This is a genomic window from Bacillus sp. AR2-1 (assembly GCF_008368755.1).
GTDB lineage: Bacteria > Bacillota > Bacilli > Bacillales > Bacillaceae_G > Bacillus_A > Bacillus_A wiedmannii.
In genome coordinates this window covers 197,322-214,153 of sequence record NZ_QORY01000015.1, presented here as the reverse complement: position 1 = coordinate 214,153, position 16,832 = coordinate 197,322, and the positions used below count along the sequence as shown (strand labels likewise).

At 34.1% G+C, this 16,832-nt stretch carries 17 protein-coding genes and 1 other annotated feature; of the genes, 12 read left to right on the top strand and 5 right to left on the bottom strand.

The genetic code is table 11. The features are described from left to right. The first annotated feature begins 73 nt into the window (after positions 1–73). Positions 74–520: a DUF6376 family protein gene (locus DT250_RS17765; RefSeq protein ID WP_087982909.1), complete on the top strand. Its 447-nt coding sequence runs from the start codon at positions 74–76 to the stop codon at positions 518–520. 91 nt (positions 521–611) lie between these two features. On the opposite strand, the gene DT250_RS17760 is transcribed toward DT250_RS17765, so the two are convergent. Further along, positions 612–1,613 (bottom strand): S66 family peptidase, encoded by a 1,002-nt coding sequence (locus DT250_RS17760; protein ID WP_149213439.1) that lies wholly within the window; start codon positions 1,611–1,613, stop codon positions 612–614. Between the two features lie 188 nt (positions 1,614–1,801). On the opposite strand from DT250_RS17760, the gene DT250_RS17755 reads away from it, so the two are divergent. Together DT250_RS17755 and DT250_RS17750 are read left to right on the top strand one after the other, a co-directional pair. Next, positions 1,802–2,755, top strand: a complete 954-nt coding sequence (locus DT250_RS17755) for a D-alanyl-D-alanine carboxypeptidase family protein (protein ID WP_149213438.1) — start codon at positions 1,802–1,804, stop codon at positions 2,753–2,755. Between the two features lie 244 nt (positions 2,756–2,999). After that, on the top strand, positions 3,000–3,602 hold the full coding sequence (locus tag DT250_RS17750; protein ID WP_170968397.1) for a nitroreductase family protein: 603 nt from the start codon (positions 3,000–3,002) through the stop codon (positions 3,600–3,602). Positions 3,603–3,643: 41 nt separating this feature from the next. Here DT250_RS17750 and DT250_RS17745 read toward each other — a convergent pair whose 3' ends face one another. Then, positions 3,644–3,814 carry a hypothetical protein gene (locus DT250_RS17745; protein ID WP_048543210.1) on the bottom strand — a complete coding sequence of 57 codons (171 nt, stop codon included), beginning with the start codon at positions 3,812–3,814 and terminating at the stop codon, positions 3,644–3,646. Between the two features lie 699 nt (positions 3,815–4,513). On the opposite strand from DT250_RS17745, the gene entFM reads away from it, so the two are divergent. Continuing rightward, positions 4,514–5,776 carry an enterotoxin EntFM gene (gene entFM / locus DT250_RS17740; protein ID WP_098221780.1) on the top strand — a complete coding sequence of 421 codons (1,263 nt, stop codon included), beginning with the start codon at positions 4,514–4,516 and terminating at the stop codon, positions 5,774–5,776. A gap of 98 nt (positions 5,777–5,874) precedes the next feature. Here entFM and DT250_RS17735 read toward each other — a convergent pair whose 3' ends face one another. After that, entirely contained in the window at positions 5,875–6,639 is a 765-nt protein-coding gene (locus tag DT250_RS17735) for an alpha/beta fold hydrolase (RefSeq protein WP_088063066.1), read from the bottom strand. Between the two features lie 240 nt (positions 6,640–6,879). On the opposite strand from DT250_RS17735, the gene DT250_RS17730 reads away from it, so the two are divergent. Genes DT250_RS17730 through hitS form a run of 3 tightly spaced genes read left to right on the top strand, consistent with a single transcriptional unit; the run spans position 6,880 to position 10,418 of the window. Then, positions 6,880–8,640: an ABC transporter ATP-binding protein gene (locus DT250_RS17730; RefSeq protein WP_149213437.1), complete on the top strand. Its 1,761-nt coding sequence runs from the start codon at positions 6,880–6,882 to the stop codon at positions 8,638–8,640. 30 nt (positions 8,641–8,670) lie between these two features. After that, positions 8,671–9,348 (top strand): envelope stress response regulator transcription factor HitR, encoded by a 678-nt coding sequence (gene hitR, locus DT250_RS17725; protein WP_218951295.1) that lies wholly within the window; start codon positions 8,671–8,673, stop codon positions 9,346–9,348. Beyond that, complete coding sequence (hitS, locus tag DT250_RS17720) at positions 9,345–10,418, top strand: envelope stress sensor histidine kinase HitS (protein WP_149213436.1); 1,074 nt, start codon at positions 9,345–9,347, stop codon at positions 10,416–10,418. The genes hitR and hitS overlap by 4 nt, the downstream gene beginning before the upstream one ends. A gap of 23 nt (positions 10,419–10,441) precedes the next feature. On the opposite strand, the gene DT250_RS17715 is transcribed toward hitS, so the two are convergent. Next, the gene (locus DT250_RS17715; protein WP_149213435.1) at positions 10,442–11,029 is read right to left on the bottom strand and encodes a DUF3139 domain-containing protein; all 588 of its coding nucleotides are present in this window, start codon (positions 11,027–11,029) and stop codon (positions 10,442–10,444) included. A 196-nt stretch (positions 11,030–11,225) separates the two neighbouring features. Between DT250_RS17715 and DT250_RS17710 the strand changes: the two genes are divergently transcribed. The 4 genes from DT250_RS17710 (at position 11,226) to DT250_RS17695 (ending at position 14,697) form a co-directional block, all read left to right on the top strand. Continuing rightward, positions 11,226–11,945, top strand: a complete 720-nt coding sequence (locus DT250_RS17710; RefSeq protein WP_000818985.1) for a 3-ketoacyl-ACP reductase — start codon at positions 11,226–11,228, stop codon at positions 11,943–11,945. 140 nt (positions 11,946–12,085) lie between these two features. Then, positions 12,086–12,757, top strand: a complete 672-nt coding sequence (locus tag DT250_RS17705) for an O-methyltransferase (protein WP_098856698.1) — start codon at positions 12,086–12,088, stop codon at positions 12,755–12,757. A 122-nt stretch (positions 12,758–12,879) separates the two neighbouring features. After that, positions 12,880–13,752: an aminoglycoside 6-adenylyltransferase gene (locus DT250_RS17700; RefSeq protein ID WP_149213434.1), complete on the top strand. Its 873-nt coding sequence runs from the start codon at positions 12,880–12,882 to the stop codon at positions 13,750–13,752. A gap of 117 nt (positions 13,753–13,869) precedes the next feature. Next, positions 13,870–14,697, top strand: coding sequence for a peptidoglycan-N-acetylglucosamine deacetylase (locus DT250_RS17695; protein ID WP_149213433.1), 828 nt, complete (start codon positions 13,870–13,872; stop codon positions 14,695–14,697). An 88-nt stretch (positions 14,698–14,785) separates the two neighbouring features. Here DT250_RS17695 and DT250_RS17690 read toward each other — a convergent pair whose 3' ends face one another. Then, positions 14,786–15,394, bottom strand: a complete 609-nt coding sequence (locus DT250_RS17690) for an NUDIX hydrolase (RefSeq protein ID WP_149213432.1) — start codon at positions 15,392–15,394, stop codon at positions 14,786–14,788. Between the two features lie 80 nt (positions 15,395–15,474). Between DT250_RS17690 and DT250_RS17685 the strand changes: the two genes are divergently transcribed. After that, positions 15,475–16,113 carry a pyridoxamine 5'-phosphate oxidase family protein gene (locus tag DT250_RS17685; RefSeq protein ID WP_088608616.1) on the top strand — a complete coding sequence of 213 codons (639 nt, stop codon included), beginning with the start codon at positions 15,475–15,477 and terminating at the stop codon, positions 16,111–16,113. 233 nt (positions 16,114–16,346) lie between these two features. Beyond that, positions 16,347–16,578, top strand: a binding site (T-box leader). Positions 16,579–16,832 lie beyond the last annotated feature (254 nt).

Below are 16,832 nucleotides of genomic sequence, written 5' to 3'. Positions count from 1 at the left end.
GTTATAAGTAATTTAGCTAGAAGTTATGCATAGAGAAAATTGCAGACAATTATAAAGGCGAAGGGAGTCTAAAATGAAAATCAAATCAATTTTATTAGTATGTATAGTTTCAATTGGTTTAATGGGATGTTCACTAGTAGAGCAAGGAAAGAACTCCATAGATTATGCTCAAAAAGCGACAGACTATGTAAATGAAATAAGTGCATTTGCAAATGATGCACCAGCATTAGCTGAAAAGGCTGTTAATGATAGCGAAGCTCGAAAAGAGTTAGAAACGAAGCTTAGTGAAATTAAACAAGATATACCCGCTTTCAATGAATTAACACCACCTGATGTAGCAAAGGATCTTCATCAGCAAATCGTCGGATATAACGAAAAGTTAAATACATTAATTGATACGGCAATGACGAAGATAGAAGAAGGAAAAGTGGATGTAGAGCAATTTAAAAACTCTGAGCTTATGCAGACGATTGATCAAGTTCGTGATTTGAAAGAGAAGGTTCAAAATTTAGGACAATAATAAAAAAGCTCCGTTTGTGATGAACGGAGCTTTTTTATGTTTTCTAATGGAAAAGTTTATAATATTTTCTTCCTATAATATAAGTGTTTTTTTATATCTTCCATTGTTCTAAAATATGTATTGTTTTATTAGTTGCATCCATGTTCACTTGAGCACCTATCGGCATAGTGATCATCGGATGGGTATGACAACAATCAAAGTCAGCTAATAAAGGAATTCTTTGATTTTGCAGTACTTCTAATAATATTTCATAAGGTTTGCGATTTGTACCACAATCATCAAACTGCTCATGTTTTCCAAGAATAATACCTGAAACTTTATCAAATACGCCGTTAACTTTAAGTAATGAAAAGCTTCTTTCAATAGTAGCTGCATCTTTTGAACTATCCTCAATAAATAAAATATCCCCATTTTGAATACATGGCATATAAGGACTACCCCAAATTCCTTCTATTGTATTTAAGTTCCCTCCAATAATACGTCCAGTAGCTTGTCCATTTGTTACGGAAATCCAATTATTTGGTTTAAGTTCTTTTTCTTTCGTTTTCACTTCCCAATTCATAAATTCATCTGACCAAAATAAAGGCTGTTTTATGTTGTAAGGAAGCGATTGATCATGTAGTAATGTTTCTACAAAATAATTGTATGTATAATCTACAAAAGGCTCAAATTCTCCAAAGGAGGGGACGAGTGCCGGACCGTAAAATGTAGGGATTCCTGTTTTGGCATAAATCCCTAGCAATAAAGCTGTTGCATCTGAATAGCCAATCATTATTTTAGGGTTATTTTGAAAAGCATCATAATCAATATAAGGTAATAAGGAATTGGAATTCATACCGCCAATTGTTGACATAATACAAGATACATTAGGATTCCTTATTAAAGCATTCAGTTCCTCGGCACGCTCTTGTATACTGCCAGAGCGATAATAATCATATCGACCTGTTAGTGAACCTTCTAATATGTGAAATCCTTTCTGTTGTAAATAAGATTTCGCTCGTTCAAATCTTTTAGGAGAAGTGTAGGTTGCTGGTGAAGAGGGCGAATAAATACCGATTGTGTCTCCGTATTTTAATGTTTTTGGAAGTAGCATCGTAAGAATCCTTTCTATTAAGTAGTTAAATTACGACAATATAACATTGAATATTCTTATATTTCGGTATTTTAATTGTAACATAAATGTATTAGATGAATAAATATGCTTTTTACCTTGACGATATAAAGTAATTATTGTTATGGTTAAACGTGAGTGTATAAAAGGTTTGCTAAAGGAGTTTTGAAATGAAGCGGTTAAAATGGGGAAGGCTGACGATCCTAGTAGTCATTATTTTAGGGATATGTTGGTTCTTATTCCAAGGAACTCAAAAGAGTGCAACAAATATAGAGGGACAACCTTTACAGGTGGCAGAACTACCTAAAACAGGATTAGCTGAAAAAGTAGTGCCACCAAAGTACATACCACCGGAAATTGATGCAAAAGCAGCTATGATTATTGATGCGAGTAATGGAGATGTTATTTATCAACATAATGAAAAAGAAGCTTTTGCGCCAGCAAGTATGTCTAAGATGATGACAGCGTACCTTCTATTAGAAAATGTACATAATGGGAAAGTTCGCTGGGAAGATTCGGTGAAAATGAGTGCGAAAGCGGCACAAACAGAGGGTGCGAGAATCCCAGTCCAAGTGAATGACACATTAACTGTTAAAGATTTGTACCATGCATTAATGATTGAATCGGCAAATAATTCGGCTGTGGCTTTAGCAGAACATATGGCTAAGACGGAGAAAGATTTCGTTCAGCTTATGAATGAAAAAGCAAAGCAGTTAAAAATGTCGGATTATGCTAAATTCGCAAATGCGTCAGGACTACAAGAACCTGATGGAAGTGAGACGAAGATGACAGCTGCTGATGTAGCAAACTTGGCGTATCATCTAATAAAAGACTATCCAGAAATATTAGAAGTGACTCACTTACGTCAAAGTCAGTTAGCATTTAATAATATTAATGTTGTAAGTACAAATGATATGTTAAACAAAAATAATAAAGCTTTATATATAGAAGGAATAGACGGATTAAAAACAGGATTTACAGATAGCGCGGGGTATTGTTTTACGGGTACAGCAAAACAAGGTGATACTCGTATTATTACTGTTGTAATGGGAACGAAAGGTAAAACGCAGCGTTTTACAGAGACGAACAAGCTAATGTCTTATGCTTTTGGCTTAGTTAATTAAGTGAAATACTGAGTTGGATCATCATATAAGCAAGGCAATTTGTTGTTACTTATTATCGGTAACAATAAATTGCCTTTTTATTGTTAGTATTAGGAAGTAAAAGGTAAAAAATGTGAGTGTTATTATTTGAGTTTATTATTGTTTGTTGATAGTATAAAGTTAGAAGCTTATTAATGATAAGTTTTAAGAGGCGGAACATGATGTATACATATGAAAAAGCCTCAAATGAAAATTGGAGGGAATTATGATGGCAAAAGATTTTTACACAGCAATTGAAGACAGAAGATCTATTTACGCGATTAGTAAAGAGCAAGTAGTTTCTGATGAAAAAATTCAAGAAGTGATTTATCATGCTGTAAAACATACACCTTCAGCTTTTAACTCTCAGAGCGCCCGCGTTGTCGTCTTGCTAGGAGAACAACATGATAAGTTATGGGATATTACGAAAGAAACGTTACGAAAAATTGTACCTGAAAATAACTTTGCATCTACTGAAGAAAAAATGAATGCATTTAAAAGTGGTTATGGAACGGTTTTATACTTTGAAGACAGTCAAGTAGTGGAAGAACTGCAAGAAAACTTTGCATTATACAAAGAGAATTTCCCAACGTGGTCACAGCAATCCTCAGGAATGTTACAATTTGCAATTTGGACAGCTTTAGAAATTGAAGGATTTGGTGCTACATTGCAGCATTACAATCCATTAATTGATGAAGAAGTGAGAAAAGAATGGGAAGTTCCAGAAAGCTGGAAACTTACTGCGCAAATGCCGTTTGGTAAACCGGTGGTACCTGCAGGTGAAAAAGAATACCAACCTTTAGAAAATCGTGTGAAAATTTATAAATAATGCGAGATAAAAGGTGAACAGGGATACAACCTGTTCACCTTTTATAAGTAATAAGGATTTTTTTGATAGGAATTTTTCATCTGATCTTTTAATTCGTTTTTACGTGTTTCAATAGTTGATATTTTTTGTAAGGTAATAATTGAAACGAATTGAAAAAAAGCAGAGTACAATTCTATATTTTTATTTATAGGATCATCTATTATGTTTTTCATAAATATACCTCCTTTTTTAATCCCATTATTTGCGGGCAATAAGACTTCCATCTCAAAATTCAATGTACCGCCCTGTAAAAGTTCCATAGGTTTCAGTGTAGGGTAAATAAAATTTGTATTGGTTAAAATACCACTATATATATGATAATATAAATATCCTATAAATTCCATAGTTAGTGAAAAATAGGCAGTGGTGTGTGTGTTTTCGCCAAATTAGAACAGAATTTTTGAAGTTAAATCTTACAAATCGTCAAATCTTTTATAAGTGATAGATAGTATCAAAAAAAGTTTTCTGAAAATATTATACTATTGATTAAAAAAGCATTTTTTGTCATGATAAGAGTATGCTTTATGTAAGGGACTTTACTAGAAAATACATTCTTTGCATTGGATTCGATGAATAGAGTTTTTCAAAGTGGATAGAAAATGTATATTAAGATAATGAATGAAATGTCGAATTTTCAATGAAATACATAAGAGAATTGAAAAAAGCATTGCAAAAACAATAAGTTTAATGGTAAAGTTCACATGAAGTTCACACGGAATTCACTTCATTCATTTAAAATGAACTCTGTGTGAAAAATAAAACTCTTGTTAAAAAATGGAACTTAATGAATATTTTACTTTGATAATATTGTAATGTATTAAGTTTATAAGTTTTTTTAAGAGGATAGTAGGGAAAGGAAGTAAAGACAACTTATGAAAAAAGTAATTGCAGGTTTAGCAGCAGCTTCTGTAGTGGGTGTTGCAGTTCCAGGTATGGATTCTGCTCAGGCACAAGTTTCAAATGAGGCGCTAAAAGAAATTAATGGACAAACTCAAACTCAAACGACTGTAACTGAAACAAAAAAGGTAGAAACAACTTCTGAATTAAAATACACGGTAACAGCTGATGTATTAAATGTACGTTCAGGTGCTGGTACAGGACATAACGTTATTTCTAAAGTGAAATCAGGTCAAGTACTACAAGTAATTGGACAAGAAAACGGTTGGTTCAAAGTAACTGTAAACGGTCAAACTGGTTATGTAAGTGGTGATTTCGTAACGACTGGTGGTAAAACAGGAACTACTGTTCAACAAGGAACTGGTACTTACACAGTAAACGTTTCTTCACTAAACGTACGTACAGGCCCAAGTACATCTCATACAGTATTAGGCTCTGTAAATAAAGGTAAAACAGTACAAGTTGTTGGAGAAGTACAAGATTGGTTTAAAATCAACTTCAATGGTGGAACTGGATACGTAAGCAAAGACTTCGTAACAAAAGGTGGTTCTGCTGTATCTAACGAAACAAAACAACCAACTACAAACAACAATACTACTACAGTTCAAACTGGTGGTTCTTATGTTGTTAACACTGGTGCTTTAAAAGTACGTACAGGCCCAGCTACATACAACGCTGTAATCGGTGGCGTAACACAAGGTAAAGTATTAAACGTTACTGGCGCTGAAAATGGTTGGTACAAAATTAACCATAACGGCCGTACAGGTTACGTAAGTGCAGACTTCGTTAAGTTTGTAAAAGGCGGAGTAAACAACGTTACAAATAACGTTCAACAACCAGGTAAAGACGTACAAAAACCAACAACAGGTGGAGATACATCTTCAATCGCTGGATTCGCTAGATCATTAAATGGTTCACCATACAGAACTGCTGGTACAACACCTGCTGGTTTTGACTGCAGTGGATTCATTCACTACGTATTAAATCAAACTGGTCATAAAGGCGCTCGTCAAACAGTTGCTGGATACTGGAGCTCTAAAACAAAAACTAGCAATCCACAACCAGGTGATTTAGTATACTTCCAAAATACTTATAAATCAGGTCCTTCTCACATGGGTGTTTACTTAGGAAACGGTCAGTTCATTAGTGCAGAAACTGATGCAACTGGTGTACGTATTAGTTCTGTAAGTAACTCTTACTGGAGCAAGCACATGTTAGGTTACACAAAAGCATACTAAGAAAAAGTAGTTTATATACTTTTCGTATAGAGAAAAGGCTTTCCAGGGAAACTTGGGAAGCCTTTTTATAGTTGAGTAAATTGGGAATGTAGTAGTTTTTACTGTAACTTCCCATTTAAAAATCGAGCGTATAGGTCATGAAAGTAGTTGGGACGAAATAAGTTTGCTGCATGTCCTGCTAACGGTATTTCTTTATATAAAACGTTAGGAAGAACGGACTTTAAATCAAAAAGACAAGATTTATAGAGATGATCATGTTCACCCATTACCCATAATATAGGGTGGGGAAGTGATTTTAATTTAGATTTTAAATCGAATTCTAAACGATGCCGTAATGATTGGGAAATAATTGATGAATGTAATTGCAATCCGAAACGGTAATAAATATTTCTTGAAATGACTGCGAACGGATTTGCCTTTAGTATGCCACTTGGAAAAATGGTATTTGCATATTGAGAGAGCCATTTAGAGTATTCGTCTCCGCGCTTCTCCCAAAATTTTTGAAATACGTTATATAAAAGGGATGGATTATTATAATGTCCACCAATATGACAAATGCTTAATACTTTTTCTGGGTGCATTTGTGCAAAAATTGTAGAGATATAACAGCCATAACTTAGAGCGCAAATATGAGCTTTTGTAATACCTTCTTTTTCATATAATTTCAATAGTTGATCTACGAGGCGCTGTAATGAAAATTCGATAGCTTCTCCTTTATCGTCGCCGTGACCTAATAAGTCATAAGTAATAATGTTGTAAGAGGCGGAAAATCGCTTATGCTCTTTTTTGAAGGCACGACGATTGCCGACTAATCCATGAATAAAAATGATTGTTTCCTTTTCGGAATGTATATTTGTTTGCAAAAAGGATACTCCTTTCAATAACGGGAGATTTATACAGTATTGTAAATTAGTTATCTATAATTCACATAGAATAATATTAAGTACCAGGTAATAATATCAGATGTTTATATCTGTTGTAAAGATGCGTTTGTATGTATATTTTGTAAAAACAGAAAAAGTGTGTTTACATTCAGTTTACATTTGTATTGTATTCTACTTTTAGAAAGAACAGTTTGGTTGAACACGAGGAGATGAACAAAAATGGAAGTTAGAAATGAGATGGAGAAAAAAGGGAGCTGGAGGCAGTTTTTACACCTTATTCAAGATACAAATCCTCCAAAGGGGATTCTTGCTTTTGCGTTATTAATGAGTTTACTTTCTACTGGAGCAAGTTTATTTATACCGATGTTAACGAAGGGCTTAGTAGATAATTTTTCACTTTCGTCAATTAGTACAGGACAAATTGTTGGGCTAATTGCATTCTTTATTATGCAAACTATAGCCGCGGGATTGTCTATATATTTACTAAATTATATAGGACAGAAGATTGTAGCTGGACTGAGAGAACGTTTGTGGAAAAAGGTGCTTATTTTACCGGTAACTTATTATGATCAAAATAGAACAGGCGATACAATTAGCCGTATGACAAATGATACAGGAGTTGTGAAAACGTTAATTTCTGAGCATTTGTCAAATTTATTAACAGGCGGTATTTCAATTGTTGGATCATTAATTGTACTATTTGTTTTAGATTGGAAAATGACACTTTTACTTTTAACGGTTATTCCGTTATCAGTACTCATCTTAGTTCCACTTGGACGAAAAATGTATAAGATTTCAAAAGCACTTCAAGATGAAACGGCTTCTTTTACAAGTGTATTAACACAAGTGTTATCAGAAATTCGTTTAGTGAAATCTTCGAACACAGAAAAAAAGGAATATGAAACTGGAAATAAAGGTATTGAAAAGCTATTACAATTTGGCTTGAAAGAGGGAAAAGTGCAAGCGTTAATTTCACCAGTTATGTCGTTTGTTTTAATGGCATTACTTGTTATTATCGTAGGGTATGGTGGAATGCGAGTTTCTAGCGGTGCATTAACAACAGGAGAACTAGTAGCATTTATTTTATATTTAGTTCAAATTATAATGCCGATGAGTCAATTATCTATGTTCTTTACACAATTCCAAAAGGCAATTGGTGCAACGGAAAGAATTAATACAATTTTAGAATATGAAGTAGAAGATCATGAAACTGGTGTGAAAGTCACAAATGCTAAGCAGCCAATCGTTCTTGAAAATGTACATTTTGAGTATAACGAAGAAGAGAAAGTTTTAAAGAATATTGATTTCACAATTGAATCAGGAAAAGTAACAGCGATTGTAGGACCAAGTGGTAGCGGGAAAACGACGTTATTCTCACTATTAGAACGTTTTTACGAGCCAACTAGCGGTGCCATTAAATTAGGAAAAGACTCAATTACGAGTTATTCATTGCAATCATGGCGACGTCAAATCGGTTACGTATCACAAGATAGTCCGTTAATTGATGGAACGATTCGTGATAATATTTGCTACGGTGTTGAGGGTGAAGTGACTGATGCAGAAATTGAAAAAGTAGCAGCGATGGCATATGTTGATGCATTTATTCATGATTTGCCAAACGTATATGCAACAGAAGTTGGAGAGCGTGGTGTGAAGCTTTCTGGAGGGCAAAGACAGCGAATTGCAATTGCTCGAGCGTTACTTCGAAATCCACAAATTCTTATGTTAGATGAAGCAACTTCCAGTCTAGATAGTAAATCAGAGTCTGTCGTTCAGAAAGCGTTAAATAACTTAATGAAAGGCAGAACAACATTAGTTATTGCACATAGACTTTCTACTGTTGTAGATGCAGATAAAATTATCTTTATTGAAAAAGGAAATCTTACAGGAAGTGGTACGCATGATGAATTATTACAGACGCATGATATGTATCGTGAGTTTGCAACGCAACAATTGAAAATTAAAGAGGGCGTATTATAAAGGATGCGAATTAGAAAGGAAATGGTTTCTTTGATACCTAACATTTTAATAGTGGACGATGATCCGCATATTAGAGAACTTGTTTCTGTTTTTTTAGAGCGGGAAGGATTTCAAACATATGAAGCAATTGATGGACTAGATGCACTTCGGAAAATAGATGAAGTGAAAGTCGATATGGTTATTCTTGATATTATGATGCCGAATATGGATGGCTTCGATTTATGTTTTGAATTAAGGAAGTACTATGATATTCCGATTTTGATGTTAACTGCGAAAGGGGAAACGTCTCAAAAAGTAAAAGGATTTCACCTTGGCACGGATGATTATCTTGTAAAACCATTTGATCCGATAGAACTAGTAGTGAGAGTTAAGGCACTACTGAAACGTTACCAAATTACAGTATCGCAATCGATTCAAGTTGGAAATGTACTGTTAAATCGCAAAACATTTGAAGTTATAATTGGAGAACAAACAGTCACATTACCGCTAAAAGAATTCGAATTGCTCTTTACTTTAGGTTCTAAAGCAGGAAGAACTTGTGCGAGAGAGCAGTTAATTGAAGATGTATGGGGATATGATTTTGAAGGGAATGAACGTACACTAGACGTTCATATTAATCGACTACGTGAGAAGTTTCAAGAAGAGAAGTCGAAGTTTAGTATTAAAACGATAAGAGGATTAGGGTATCGCTTAGAGGTAAGTAAATGAGGAAAAGAAAACGAATGAGTAAGTTGAAGATGTTGAAAGTAACGGGAGCGGTATTAGCGCTTTTTTCTTTTCTCACTATAATTTGGTCTATCGCATTTTATGTAGCAACTAGTATATTGAATGCTTTTGAAGTAAACGTATCGTCGTTTGTGGCCTTTCTAATTAGTGATATGGTCGGTTTTGTATTTATTGTTCTTATCTGGACATTGATTGGGATATTAATGAGACCAAAACGAGAGGCAATGATTTGGACTATTATTGAACCGATACAAAAAATTGCAAAAGGAGACTTCTCCGTAAAAATACGAAATGAAGAAAAGTATGATGGAGAAATTGGTGTACTCGTAAAAAGTATAAATGATATGACAGATGAACTGAATGCGATGGAGAAAATGCGCCAGGAATTTGTATCGAATGTTTCTCATGAAATACAGTCACCATTAACATCTATAAAAGGATTTGCTAGAGCACTACAAGATAACAATCTTTCCGAGGAAAAACGAAAGCATTATCTTACCATTATTGAAACGGAAACGACGAGATTATCTAAACTAAGTCAAAATTTACTTAAACTAACTCTTTTAGAGTCAGAAGAGTATACACCAGAAAGAGTGACTTATCGATTAGATCAACAGTTAAAACAAATTGTATTAAATAGTGAACCGCTCTGGGCTGAAAAAGAAATTGAATTAGACCTTGGTTTAGAAAAAGTGCATATAACTGCTGACCAAGAAAGTATGAGTCAAGTTTGGATTAATTTAATTCATAATAGTATTAAATTTACTCCAAGTAGCGGCACAATTACAATCCAGTTACAAAAACATGAGAAAGTAGTGGAAGTACGTATTCGCGATTCGGGAATTGGTATATCAGAAGAACAGAAACAACATATTTTTGAACGTTTTTATAAAGCAGATTCTTCACGCAATCGTGCTTATGGAGGAAGTGGCTTAGGCTTGGCCATTGTAAAAAAGGTACTTGACCTTCATCAAGGAGAAATAAAAGTCGAGAGTGAGGAAGGGAATGGAACAGAATTTATTGTGTGTATTTCGAATTATGAAGAGAAATAGTGTTAGGAGGATATCTTCTAACACTATTTTTCTTTAAAAATACATTCCCCGTTACTGCAACTATATTGATAAGCTGTTCCTTGGCCATTCATACGGTATGAATAATCTGATTCTTTATCTTTCTTAAAGTCAACATATGCTTCTGCACCGTTTGTATCATCATCGATATCAATGAATTGAACATAGCGTATAGAATAATCTTTCTTTTCGCTTAAACCTCTTTCTTGCAAGTTAGTATGGATACCGTCTACTAACTTGTCAAACAATGACCAGTTTAAATTAAGATTTTTAAATGACTCAGTATGTCTTCCTAAAATGCCGTTGTCTTGTATTATTTTCTTATTATTATCGTATGTATAAGAGTATGTAAAATAAGGTTCGTCTTTATATACTACCTCTGCATAATAGCCGATATTATAAATGGGAGTATATTTTCCGGTTATGCTTTGTATTTCTTTTTGCTTATAGCCTTGTATAGTATAGAGATAGTCGCTAGTATCTTTTTCTATTACTTTATAATGTAGTGGATTACCAAATATAAAGTACATAGCCAAAAATATGATACATAGTCCGACTGCAGTTAGTGACAAGAACCATTTCTTTCTTTTCATACACATACACTCTCCTATGCTGGATTTATTTTTATTTTACATGAATTATGGCAAAAACATGAGACTTATCAATAAAAACTTTCCATAGTTACCTATAAGTAACCTACGCACATGAAAGTGCATCATTGCCTTTTTACATAAACACAGATACAATTTTAATATAATACATAACTGAGATGATTAAGGAGTGTTATACTTGGCAGAATTATTACAAGGTAAAAATGCTTTAATTACAGGAGCAGGTAGAGGAATTGGTCGCGCTGTAGCAATCGCATTAGCGAAAGAGGGCGTAAATGTAGGTCTTTTAGCTCGTTCAGAAGAAAACTTAAAAGCTGTAGCGAAAGAAGTAGAAGCAGAAGGCGTAAAAGCTGTTATTGCGACTGCTGATGTTTCTTCATACGAAGAAGTGACTACTGCGATTGAGACGTTAAAAAATGGTTTAGGATCTATCGATATTTTAATTAATAACGCTGGTATTTCTAAGTTCGGTAAGTTTTTAGAATTAGACGTTGCTGATTGGGAGAAAATCATTCAAGTAAACTTAATGGGTGTATACTATGCAACTCGTGCAGCTTTACCAAGTATGATTGAACAACAATCTGGTGATATTATTAACATTTCATCTACAGCAGGACAAAAAGGTGCACCTGTAACAAGTGCATACAGTGCTTCTAAATTTGGTGTTCTTGGCTTAACAGAATCGTTAGCGATGGAAGTTCGCAAGCATAATATTCGTGTAACAGCTTTAACTCCAAGTACAGTAGCAACTGATATGGCTGTAGATTTAGGGTTAACTGATGGAAATCCAGATAAAGTAATGCAAGCAGAAGATATTGCAGAGTTTATCGTAGCGCAGCTGAAATTAAATAAACGTACATTTATTAAATCAGCAGGACTTTGGTCTACTAATCCGTAAGGGATAATTTCATAAACAAAAGAAGGGATATTTATTCTGTAATGGAGTAGATGTCCCTTCTTTATTTTTGTTTATGAGACATAATTTTCGGTATAATAATATGTGAATAGTAGAAAAGTATTGAAAGGGATGGTATTTACATGAGTACGATTGAGAAATGGACGGCTGTTGATCAATATGTGAGTGATGTATTAATACCGAAAGATTCTACATTAGAAGAAGTACTTCAAGCAAACGCTGCAGCTAATTTACCAGCACATGATGTATCGCCAACGCAAGGGAAGTTTTTGCAACTATTAGTACAAATTCAAGGAGCTCGAAACATTTTGGAAATTGGTACTCTAGGCGGATATAGCACGGTATGGCTTGCAAGGGGATTGCCATCAGGAGGCAGAGTTGTTACATTGGAGGCAAGTGAAAAGCATGCTGAAATTGCACGTAGCAATATTGAGCGTGCCAATTTGAATGATAAAATTGAAGTGCGAACAGGATTAGCTTTAGATTCTTTACAGCAAATCGAAAATGAGAATTATGAACCATTTGATTTTATTTTTATAGACGCCGATAAACAAAATAATCCTACTTATTTTGAATGGGCACTGAAACTATCACGCCCTGGTACTATAATTATTGGTGATAACGTAGTACGTGAAGGAGAAGTTATTGACAATACGAGTAACGATCCTCGCGTACAAGGGATACGTCGCTTCTATGAATTAATAGCTGCAGAGCCACGTGTAAGTGCTACTGCGCTTCAAACTGTCGGAAGTAAAGGATACGATGGGTTTGTAATGGTAGTCGTAAAAGAATGACGGAAGGTGGTAAAAAGATGTTTCAAAAATTATAACATGTATCGTGTACAACACAGCTACCTCGTGGACCTCCAACATACTTGGAAATATAAGTTTATATAAAAATTGGAGGTAAGGAATAGATGAGAACTGAAAAAGAAATGTTAGACTTAATTATAAATACAGCAAAAGAGGATGAAAGAATCCGAGCAGTTATCATGAATGGATCACGTGTAAATCCAAATGTGAAAAGAGATTGTTTTCAAGACTATGATATTATGTATGTTGTAAATGATATACAATCTTTTACGTCTAATCATAATTGGATTCATAGATTTGGAGAAATAATGATTGTACAAATGCCAGAAGAAATGTCATTAATTCCAGCGGACGAAGACGGGAATTTTCCGTATTTAATGCAGTTTATGGATGGAAATCGAATTGATTTAACGCTCGTTCCATTTGATTTGATAAATAAGTTTGTTGGACAAGATAGTTTAAGTAAACTGCTTCTTGATAAAGATAATTGTATTGTTGAATTTCCACCAGCAAGCGATAAAGATTACTTAATAAAAAAGCCTACAGAAAAAGAGTTTTTAGATTGCTGTAATGAATTTTGGTGGTGTAGTACGAATGTGGCAAAAGGACTATGGAGAGAAGAACTTTCTTATGCGAAAGGGATGCTTGATGGTCCAGTACGAGATATGTTCATCGTAATGCTAGAATGGCATATTGGTATGAAAACAGACTTTACAGGTAATGCAGGAAAGTTTGGGAAGCATTTCGAGCAATATATTGAAAAAGATATGTGGGAGCAATTTAAAAGAACTTTTTCTAATGCAGAATATGAAAACATATGGGAGTCATTCTTTGTCATGGGTAATTTATTTAGGGAAGTAGCGAATGAAATTGCTAACACATATGGGTATCAATACCCGCAAGGTGATGATGACAGAGTGACGAGCTATTTAAAACATGTAAAAGCTTTGCCGAAAGATAGTGCATCGATTTATTAATTGTATAAAGCAGTAAGACTGTCCTAATTATGGACAGTCTTATTTTTGTTCATGAATAATAATTTCTCTAACAAAGTGCAGATGAATCACATATGAAATTTTAGGGAGGTTTTTATCATGTATTATTTTTATTCGTCAGAAATGTTTGCCCCATATGAATGGGGACTAGAACGAGATGTTTCGTACGCCTATATGCCATATCACTCATTTTATTATGGAGACTATATGAGCTCATTGCCATACACATATATCCCTCAAAAATATACAGTACAAATGAAAGCATATGAGCGTGGATCGTGGACACCATTTTCGTGGGTCGAAAAATATGCGTACGCATTTTCAGGGCCGTACAATAAAGCGGAAGTCGCTCTTACATTTGATGATGGACCAGATTTAGAATTTACGCCGGAAATTTTAGATAAGTTAAAACAACATAATGTGAAGGCGACTTTCTTCTTGCTTGGTGAAAATGCAGAAAAGTTTCCGAATGTAGTAAAACGTATTGCGAATGAAGGGCATGTAATTGGCAATCATACGTATAGCCATCCAAATTTAGCGAAAGTAAATGATGCTGAGTACCGTAATCAAATTATGAAAACCGAAGAAATATTAAATCGTTTAGCTGGTTATGCACCGAAATTTATTCGTCCGCCATACGGTGAAATACTTGAAAATCAATTGAAGTGGGCAACAGAGCAAAATTTTATGATTGTACAATGGAGTGTTGATACGGTTGATTGGAAAGGAGTAAGCGCTGATACGATTACAAATAATGTGTTAGGGAATTCATTTCCTGGCAGTGTCATACTCCAGCATTCGACTCCAGGTGGGCATTTGCAAGGATCTGTAGAGGCACTAGACAAAATTATTCCGCAGTTAAAAACGAAAGGGGCACGCTTTGTAACGCTGCCAAGTATGTTCCAAACATCGAAAGAGAGAAAATAAACTGGAATTTAAATCGGTCGGGTATTGTCAATCATCCACTATAAAGAATAGGACTCCCAAGTACTTTAAAATGGGAGTCCTATTTTATTTATAAACTATGATTTTCTAGTAAGTCTTTTCCTTTTTCTATAACAAATTCATAGTATGCAAGATCATATGGATAAATATCTTCAAATGTTATTGTTATCGGTTTATTTCTTAAAACAGAAATAGCCGTAAAAGATGAAATCTCTCTTTTTAATAGTTGTAGAAAAGAAGTTGCATGTACTTTCATCACATCGTCTACTTCTTCACCTGGTGCAAATGAAAGTGTATTGATGACATTGTGAAAATACATATGACAAAATTCACGATCAGTAAGATTTGAAATTTCATAATCTATTTTAAAGATACCTTTGTATGCTAAATCGGTAGTTTGAAAGAAAAGTCCTAGTTCTTCTTCAATTTCACGAAGACCGCCAATTTGTACATCTTCATCATGCATAATATGTCCAGCTGAAGTAATATCCCATATACTCGGAGCTTCTTTTTTATTTTTAGAGCGTAATTGAAAATATAAAAACATATCTTCAGCATCTTTTTCTACAAACCAACAATGAAATGTTTCATGCCAATCACCGTCACGATGCACTTCATCACGTAATTTCTTCCCAAGTATATTTCTTTCAGTATCAAATATTGTTAACCACTCTGTCATTTAAATTCCCCTTTCTGCAAATTTTATTATACAATATTTGTATTGAATTTTGGGAAAATAAAGAAAAAGGGTGAGTATAAGTGGGGATAGAGAATAAGGAAATAAAATCGATTATTTCAACAGAGGAAGAGTTACGAAAAATATTGGGGCGACCAAGTGAGCGAGCTTTGAAAAAAGTTATTTCATCATTAGACCATCATTGCATAGATTTTCTGTCTAAATCTCCTTTTCTAGTATTATCTACTGCAAATAAATTAGGAGAGTGTGATGCTTCGCCGAGAGGAGACGCACCTGGATTTGTATACGTATTAAATAATAATAAAATTATTATTCCAGAAAGACCAGGCAACCGTCGTATAGACTCCATTTTGAATATTATTTCAAATCCGCACGTAGGGTTACTCTTTTTGATCCCTGGTCTTGGGGAGACACTCCGAATAAACGGCCGAGCATTCATTACAAACGATGAAGAAATTTTGCAAGAAATGCAGGCAAATGGACGCAATCCGTTACTTGGAATTGTTGTTGAAATAGAGGAATGCTATATTCATTGCGCAAAAGCTTTTATTCGTTCTAAGATGTGGGATTCAGAATTTTGGTTAAATAAAAAAGAATTACCTTCAGCAGCAAAAATGTTGCTGGAGCATGCGAAAGTGAATGCTTCAGAAGAAGATGTTGCACGTTCTTTAGAAGAAAGTTATACGAAAAGATTGTATTAAAAAACTTTATTAATATATCTTTGTAAGGTGAATATCTACGTATTTTAGAATGGGATATTTATATATGAACTGTTGATTTACAAAATGGAGAAATAGCAAAATAGGTAAATCGAGCGGCAATTGTAAAATGTTATTGTGAAATATAATAAAAAATGATATTGAAAATAGTTAGTAAAAATAGGCTTGCTTTTTAAAAAGTTGATAACTATAATAAGTTAACAAATAGACATGAACGAAAAGTAATGATAAGGACATGAAATCATTTTTACGGTTTACAGAGAGGGAAGCCAAGGGTGTGAGCTTCCTAACACGAGAAATGGTTTTACCACCTTTGAACTTCAATGGTGAACGAGTAATCTAGTAATTATTGACGGAATCAGCCGTTATCTGAACTTGAGCAATCTAGAAGGAAATAAGTCTGGATTGGAACAAGGGTGGAACCACGAAAACACATTCGTCCCTTTCCTAGGGATGAGTGTGTTTTTTTATTGAATTAGGGATTGAAAATTAAAAATAATTAAAAAATAGTATTGATTTTGTTGTTTATACGAGTATAATGAGTTAACAAATAAACATGAACGAAAAAGTAACGATAAGGACACGGAATCATTTTTACGGTTTACAGAGAGGGAAGCCAAGGGTGTGAGCTTCCTAACACGAGAAATGATTTTACCACCTTTGAACTTCAATAGTGAACGAGTAATCTAGTAATTATTGAC